At 67.9% G+C, this 7,045-nt stretch carries 7 protein-coding genes; 1 reads left to right on the top strand and 6 read right to left on the bottom strand.

What is annotated here, in order from left to right:
- Positions 1-220: 220 nt before the first annotated feature.
- Positions 221-1,468 (top strand): DUF6880 family protein, encoded by a 1,248-nt coding sequence (locus JWN68_RS05755; protein WP_297735976.1) that lies wholly within the window; start codon positions 221-223, stop codon positions 1,466-1,468.
- Here the strand turns inward: JWN68_RS05755 and JWN68_RS05750 are convergent.
- The 6 genes from JWN68_RS05750 to JWN68_RS05725 all read right to left on the bottom strand — a co-directional run.
- Positions 1,465-1,881 carry a hypothetical protein gene (locus tag JWN68_RS05750; RefSeq protein ID WP_297735973.1) on the bottom strand — a complete coding sequence of 139 codons (417 nt, stop codon included), beginning with the start codon at positions 1,879-1,881 and terminating at the stop codon, positions 1,465-1,467. The two genes, JWN68_RS05755 and JWN68_RS05750, sit on opposite strands and share 4 nt — an antisense overlap.
- 320 nt (positions 1,882-2,201) lie before the next feature.
- On the bottom strand, positions 2,202-3,149 hold the full coding sequence (locus tag JWN68_RS05745; RefSeq protein ID WP_366519751.1) for a helix-turn-helix domain-containing protein: 948 nt from the start codon (positions 3,147-3,149) through the stop codon (positions 2,202-2,204).
- Between the two features lie 236 nt (positions 3,150-3,385).
- Entirely contained in the window at positions 3,386-3,829 is a 444-nt protein-coding gene (locus JWN68_RS05740) for a hypothetical protein (protein ID WP_297735967.1), read from the bottom strand.
- A gap of 69 nt (positions 3,830-3,898) precedes the next feature.
- Positions 3,899-5,086 carry a site-specific integrase gene (locus tag JWN68_RS05735; RefSeq protein ID WP_297735964.1) on the bottom strand — a complete coding sequence of 396 codons (1,188 nt, stop codon included), beginning with the start codon at positions 5,084-5,086 and terminating at the stop codon, positions 3,899-3,901.
- Positions 5,087-5,129: 43 nt separating this feature from the next.
- The gene (locus tag JWN68_RS05730) at positions 5,130-5,708 is read right to left on the bottom strand and encodes a histidine phosphatase family protein (protein WP_297735961.1); all 579 of its coding nucleotides are present in this window, start codon (positions 5,706-5,708) and stop codon (positions 5,130-5,132) included.
- Positions 5,708-7,045, bottom strand: a 1,338-nt coding sequence (locus JWN68_RS05725) for a nicotinate-nucleotide--dimethylbenzimidazole phosphoribosyltransferase (protein ID WP_297735958.1), incomplete at its 5' end; no start/stop codon positions are given. The genes JWN68_RS05725 and JWN68_RS05730, both read right to left, overlap by 1 nt.

Genomic DNA, 7,045 nt, shown 5'->3' with positions numbered 1-7,045 from the left:
GCGGACGCGTCGATCTCTGACCCCTCGATCTGCCAGAGGCGTAATGGCTCGAGAGGGTGCTGAATGAGAGTGGGACGGGCGATGGCGTGGTGGCGATCGGATGGGAACATGGGGGCTTGGCGCGGTCGTGAGGCAGGCAGCTGTTGGAGGCGGGGAAAGGTGGATCAGGCATGGCGACGGAGCGTCCAGACTGGCGATCAGAGCGACGGGCTGGGTCGAGGTGACCACGCTCGCTGACGCCGTACTCCCGCTGATCCGCACCCGCTCGGACGTCTATCGATGGAGCGCGGCCAACGCTCACGGGCAGCAGATGCATGAGGCTGTCGACATCCTCGAAGCCGCGATCCCGACGACTCCGCCGAGTGAGGTCTACTCGGTGACCCACAAGTCACTCGCCTCCGCGATCAAGGTGATCGCCCGAGCCGACGACTCCAGCGGCATCATCGGCGACGCCTGTCGTCGGCTGCTGGAGCTCCATCCGAAGGCGGCTGCAGCCGCGGCAACGCCGGTCAGCAAATTGATCGACTGGATGATGAAGTTCCAGTTCGACGATGACGAGGTCGACTACTTCGAGCTGGATCCGGTGGCGTACGCACCTGCTCTTGGCGAGGTCGGCATGGCGGCGTACCGAAAGCGCTTGTCGGAGGTCGAGGCGCGCCTTGGCCCCCGGCCTTCGGAGGACGATCGTTGGACGTCGGGCCACTCGCATGAGTGGTTCACCCTCGACTGGAACGCGAAGCGGCTCGCGGTCCTCGATCATGACATCGAGGCGATCATCCGGACCCACGCCAAGGACCGAAAGGTCGCGGCCTGGCTGGAGGACACCGCCGAGGCCTTCGACGAGATCGGTGAGATCGACCTAGCGATCGACTGGGCGAAGCAGGCCGTCGACTTCGGGCTCGGTCACCAGACGCTCAAGGCGGCGGACTACTGGTGCAAGCTGCTCGAGGAGCACCGGCCGACGGAGGTGCTGGAGGCTCGAGTCTTCGTCTTCAGGCGGTGGCCCTCGTCGACGTCAGCGGCGCGGCTGCACAAGGCGGCCGGCAAGGCTTGGCCCAACTTCCGCGACGAAGCGGTCGCCACACTCGCGACAAGCCCGAGCGACGCAGTGCTCTTCGCGCTGCTCACCTTGCAGGAGCCCCAGTTCGCGTGGAACCTCGCGCACTCGCTTGTTCTTGAAAGCGACCACACGTGGAGCGAACTGGCGAAGGGGTACGAGAAGGTCGACCCGATCGCCGTGCTGCCAATCCATCAGCGTCTCGTCGAGAACGAGCTCGTCGAGGCCGGCGCCCAGCACTACCGGCTCGCCGCTCGGCGGCTGGCGAAGATGCGCAAGCTCGCCGCGGGATCCGAGCATGCCGTTGAGGTCGATGAGTTGATCGCCGACCTGCGGGAGACCCACCGTCGCCGTCCGCGGCTGCAGCAGGAGTTCGACCGCGCTGGCCTGCCGCGCGAGGAGCAACTCTAGGAGCCCAGGCCCTCGAGAAGGTCTTGTGCGAGGAGTGCCACGCTCTCGGCCACAGCGGTTGGGTCACCGACCAGCTCCTCCGCGGCACCGGCCATCAGGGAACCACGGGCACCCGCGCCCGTCGCGAAGAGATCGCGGAGTTGGTCGAGCGCGTCACGGGTCACCTCGGCGCTCACGGCTTCGCCCAGGAGGCGCTTAATCACGTCAACAAACACCGGTGTCTCCACGGCCCGCAACAGACGGTAGACGTCGTGCGCATCCTTATTGTCGCTCCGCGACGGGCTGTCGATCCGGTCGTGGATCTTGTGCATCTTCGCCACCAAGAGCGCGGCCGGGCCAGCCACAGCGATCGCGAACTCCCGGGAGTCCTTCGAAACGTCGGTCGCGCGAATCACCATCTTGGAGTTGTCCACCGGAGCCGCCTCGATTCCGCGCGTCCTCCGCATCGACCTCGGGTCGTGCGGCGGCACGCGAACTCCACGACGCCCTGCTCCGGCGACCGCGTCGGGCACCATCAGGTCGACCGGCACGCCCCGCGGCGAGATCCAGGACCCGATGGCGCTGCTACGCGGGTCCGGCGTGAACCCCGCCGTACGCATCGCTTCCTCGATGAGTGGGTCGGAACTCAGCAGGTCTGGATCGATGGCGACGTCGCCGTCGGTGGTGAACTCGGCGAGCGCAATCTCCGTGGTTCAGCGCGTCGAGTAGCCCCGTCCGCGCCATCGATACTTCGTCAGTCACGGCGCCAGGCCTCCTCGTTGGTCTTCATCCACTCGATCAGGTACTCGCCTTCAGCGGGTTCACGACCAGGCCCATTCAGCAAGTCCGCGGCCACCTGCGCCACCGCGGCCACGGGATAGCCCTCCTTGGAACGGATCGTGTTGGTGAACGGCACCTCACCAACTGTCTTGGGCTCCAACAGGATCACGTTAGGGGCAGCCGCGTTCGGCCGCAGTCCCCATTGCTCGGATGCTTCCTGGATCGACGAGACGTAGACGTAGGCAGCCTTGGCGGGCGCGTAGGTCGCCCACTCCTTCGCAGCCGTGGAGCCGGTCACTGCGACCGGGAATTCCGGTTCCTTAGTGAGCCTTCCGAGGAAGTGGTCGACACCGCGAGGCTCGATGAAGGCCATCACCCGAGTCGTGGTCTGGAAGGAAGCGTCGGCACTCCAAGCGCGAAGCAGCCGCTCCCAGTCGGTGACCCGGTAACGCTTGTCCTCCTTTTCGACGAGGTCCTCGCGCTCCAAGTACTCCAGCACCCGGTATGCGGCCCCGCTAGATGATCCAGAAGCGGCCATGAGCTCGCGCACCGTCCAGTCGCGGCCGTAGTCCAGGAGTGCACGAGCAACCCGAGCCGCAGGCTCTCCCTTCAGCGTTCCGCGAGGTCGACCCATGCGCCACGGATCGCGGTCTTCCCCGCGCTCCGAGATGAACACGGCGGGAGATTCGATAACGATGCGGACGTTCCCGGTGGCGTCCACGTAGGAGAGCCCTTGCTCCGCGAGTGCCTCTCGTACCGATGCGGAGAGGTACCGCGTCGCGACGACCGGGACATGGGCGGGGCTTGTCGCCAGCCTCCGAGATTGCTCGACGATCCGACCAACGTCCCGGCGTTCCAGGACCTGCTTGAACTCGACCACCAGCCGGGCGGCGCGTCCGTCCGGACTCTCGAGGTTGATCACCAAGCCGGGGCGCTGCGATCCTGCCCCTGCCTCACGAGTCTCGGCAGCCTTCCAGCTCAACGGCAGGCGGTCACGCACCGAGGCGGCGACGATTCGCTCTACTTCGGCGGCCGTGGGCGCATTACTGGTCGCCATGACGCCTCCGTTCAGGTATCGAGCCTATTCCGCTGGCGGCGGAATTCGGGACTTACCTGAACAGGGTAACAGGACGTTCGGGAAACCATCCAGTCCCGCCGTCAGCGGACAGCGGCTATTTCCCGAACACCAGCCAACCATTCAGGAAGACTCGAAAGCGACGAGCGCCGAAGTTGCTTACGGGAGACCACTGCGTCCCGATTCTGGAGAACACCGGAGTAGCCGACCTCGTCGTGCGTCACGGGTAGCCATGCGCGGTGCCGTTCAGCGACCCACTCCGCACCGCCGTACTGAGCGATCCCCCAGTCGACGCCATCCGGTATGCACACGACGATGAGCTCGGCATGTGGCCCGCTGGCCGCCAAGCCCAGGGTCTCAACAACTTCGACGAGCCGCCGGTCGTCTCGAGCGAGCGCCTCCTCGCCGATCACCTGGTAATTCCGCAGGAAAGCGTTGGCGTCCTCGACCGTAAGCCCGAGCGCAGCAGCAGCCCCCCGGGACAGGGCGAAGCCACCCGGCTTCGCGTTCACAACGATCTTTTGCACAGCACTCTCTCTTCCGTCGGCGTGCCAGTCTTTGACGTTACGGATGAGGTCCGACAGCGGCCAACCGATTTACTCATCGTTATCTCGGGCGAACTCCGCATCAAGCAACTCCGCGGTCAGCGGGTTCACCTGCTCGCTGCGCCGGATGTAGTGCTCGATCATCACCCTGGGATCGGTGTGTCCGAGTAGCTCAGACGCAAGGTTCAGGCTGGCCTGCTCGTTGAGCACGGTCGCGACGGTGCGGCGGAACATGTGCGGGGTGACGCCCTCGACGCCGGCGTCGCCGAGCACCTTGCGCAGCTGGCGACGCACGTTCGCCGTGGTGAGCGGCGTCCCCTCACGACTCCGGAAAACCAAGGCATCCAGTGAATGGTCGGCCATGATCGCTAGCCGCCGGCGGAGCGCCTCGGCGGTGAAGGACGGCAGCGCGATCACCCGGTTGGAGCGGTCGGTCGTCGGGTGCCCCTGGCGGTAGGTCCCGACGCCGCGCTCGGAGATCACGGTGCCGCAGATCCGCAGCGTGGCCGGCGTCGTCGTCAGGTCGAGGTCGCGTCGGCGGATGGCCAGGACCTCACCGATCCGTGCCGAGGTGCCGAGCATGACCTCGACGATCTGGCCGCGCTGCCCGTCCGGGTTCGGACCTGAGGCGCCCGCAGACTGCTCCCAGGCCCGGATCACGGCCCGGATCGCATTGACTTCGGTCGCGGTCAGCGCCGTCGGGGTCCGCTTCGGTTTGTGGAGCCGGGAGACGTTGTCGATCGGATTGCGCACCAATACCTCGTGCCTGACCGCCAGCGCGAACGACTGCCGCAGCACCGTCCTTGGCCGCTTGGCCGACGAATACGACCCGCTGCCGAGTTGCTTGAGCAACGCGTCGCAGCGCGCGACGCCGATCTCGCGCAGGGGTGAAGCCCTTGAACGCGGGCAGCACCAGCCAATTGAGGTCGCGCTCGTAGTTGAACCGCGTCGCCGGCGCGCTCCGGGCTTCCAGGTCGAGGTCGGCCAGCCAGTAGTCGACCAGCGCAGTGAACGGACTGTCGGCGTCAGCGTCGTGTCGACGGGTTGGAAGGCGTTGCGCTCTGCGAGCTTCCTCTTCAACGCCACCTCGGCCGCCGGCCGCGACGACGCGGTCGCCTGGATCAACCGGGTCTGCCCGTCCCAGTCGCGATAGCGAGCCCGGGCTTCGACCCGAGTCTTGCCCCGGACGATGAAGGAGATCGAGCCACTGGTGCCGATCGGGATGCGTGGCCTACTCATGAGGGCCATCCTCGTGTCGCTGCTCCAGCCACTCGCTGTTAGGTCACCCCCCTCGCGTGCACTGTGACTCAGGAAAGGGGCTTGCATCGCTCGACCGGTCGACCGGCATCAGCGGGTGTGTCCACCTATCTAGCAGGAGGCGGGTGACCGAGCCGTTCTCCGGGATTGGACCCCCGGCAGCCTCGACGATGACGTTGCCGTGGGTGACCAGGACGACAGGCTCGCGGATGTCGCCCAGCGCGGTGACCCGGGTCGCCCAACGCTGCCGTACGTCGACGAGGGACTCGCCGCCCGGCACCCGTTCGTGGTCGGGCAGGGACCGCGTGGCCAGGATGGCTTGGGCACTGTTGCGCCCTTGCCATGTCCCGTAGTGACGCTCGCGCAGCAGCGGATCCGTCGCCGGCTTGAGCCGCAGTGTCCTGCCAATGATCGCTGCGGTCTGCCGCGCCCGGACGAGGTCCGAGGTCAGCAACCGGGCCGCCCCGAGGGCGAGCAATCGGGCCCCAACCTCGCTAGCCTGGCGGCGACCACGATCGGTGAGCACCGGAGAGGCGGTCTGGCCCGGTATGCGTCCGGCCACATTCCAGGTCGACTCCCCGTGCCGGACCAGCAACAGTTCCATCACGGCGCCGTTCGGCCTATCCCTCGGCGCAGTTTCAGCCCACTGATCAGCATGGCGCAGGCCAGCGTGGCACCGACCCCTTCACCGGCCCGCAGCCGCAGGTCCAGCAACGGCTCGAGCCCGAGGTACTCCAGGACCGTGGCGTGCGCGCGCTCGCGGCTGCGCTGGCCCGCGACGAGGTACGCCGCAGCACCGGGCTCGATACGAACTGCGGCCAGGGCTGCGACACTCGTGGCCAGGCCGTCGAGCACGCTGACCGCTCCGGTGGCCGCGGCGCCCAGCACAGCCCCGGCGAGGACACAGAACTCGGGCCCGCCCACGCAGGCGAGCGCTTCCTCGGGAAGCAGTTGGCCCGGACCTCGAGCTGCGTGCACCCTCGCCAGTGCGGCCTCCACGACCTCGGTCTTGCGTCGCACCATGGCGGTGTCCGCACCGGCTCCGAGCCCCACCACGTCGGAGGCGGGCAGGTCCAGCAGCACCGCCGCGAGCGTGGCGGCCACGGTGGTGTTGCCGATGCCGACCTCCCCCAGTGCCTGGAGGACATGGTGGCTGCCGACGGCCGCGCCGAGGCCACGCCCGCGCTCGATCAGGTCAGAGACCTGATCGGCAGACAGTGCGTCGGAGGTGACGAGATCACCGGTCGCCGTACCGGCGTCAACCACCTCGAAGTCGAGGCCGGCGGCTGCTGCTGCGACCGCACCAGCGGACTCGCCGACCCTGCTGGCCGCAAGTACGTCTTCGGTGACGGAGTCGCGGTAGGCGGAGACGCCGTGGCTGGTTATTGGGTGCCGGCCCGCAACAAGCAGCAGCTGGCCGGTCGGTGCGCTCTCGCGACGTCCCTGCATCGCGGCCTCGACCCGGTCGACGTAGCGGTCCAGCAGGCCGAGGGATCCCGGCGGCGAGAGCAGTACGTCGGCCTGGTCCCGCGCTCCCACTATGGCGTCGTTCTGCGGGGCCCGCAGGTGCGAGGGCGGTGCCGGCGTGGTTACGCTCCACCGCTCGGCGAAGATCACGTCCTCGACCGGCTGACGCCGCGACCAGCCTGCCCGCTCCAGTCCCGGGGCCGGCGGCCGCTCGTCGGGCCACCCCAGGCAGAGCCAGCCCAGCGTGACGACTCCGTCTGGGACCCCGACCAGACCCTCGAGGTCCTGCTGCTCGAACAGGGTGACCCAGCCGACGCCCAGGCCCTCGGCGCGCGCGGCCAGCCAGCGGTTCTGGATGGCGCATGCGCACGACCACATGTCGGCGTGGGGGAAGGTCGCCCGGCCGAGCACCCCCGCAGCCGCCGTACGCCGGTCGCAGGCGACGACCACGCCGAGCGGAGCCTCGCGGATGCC

The sequence above is a fragment of the Nocardioides sp. genome (assembly GCF_025964975.1).
Taxonomy (GTDB): Bacteria; Actinomycetota; Actinomycetes; order Propionibacteriales; family Nocardioidaceae; genus Nocardioides.
This window is presented reverse-complemented; position numbering and strand designations above follow the sequence as displayed.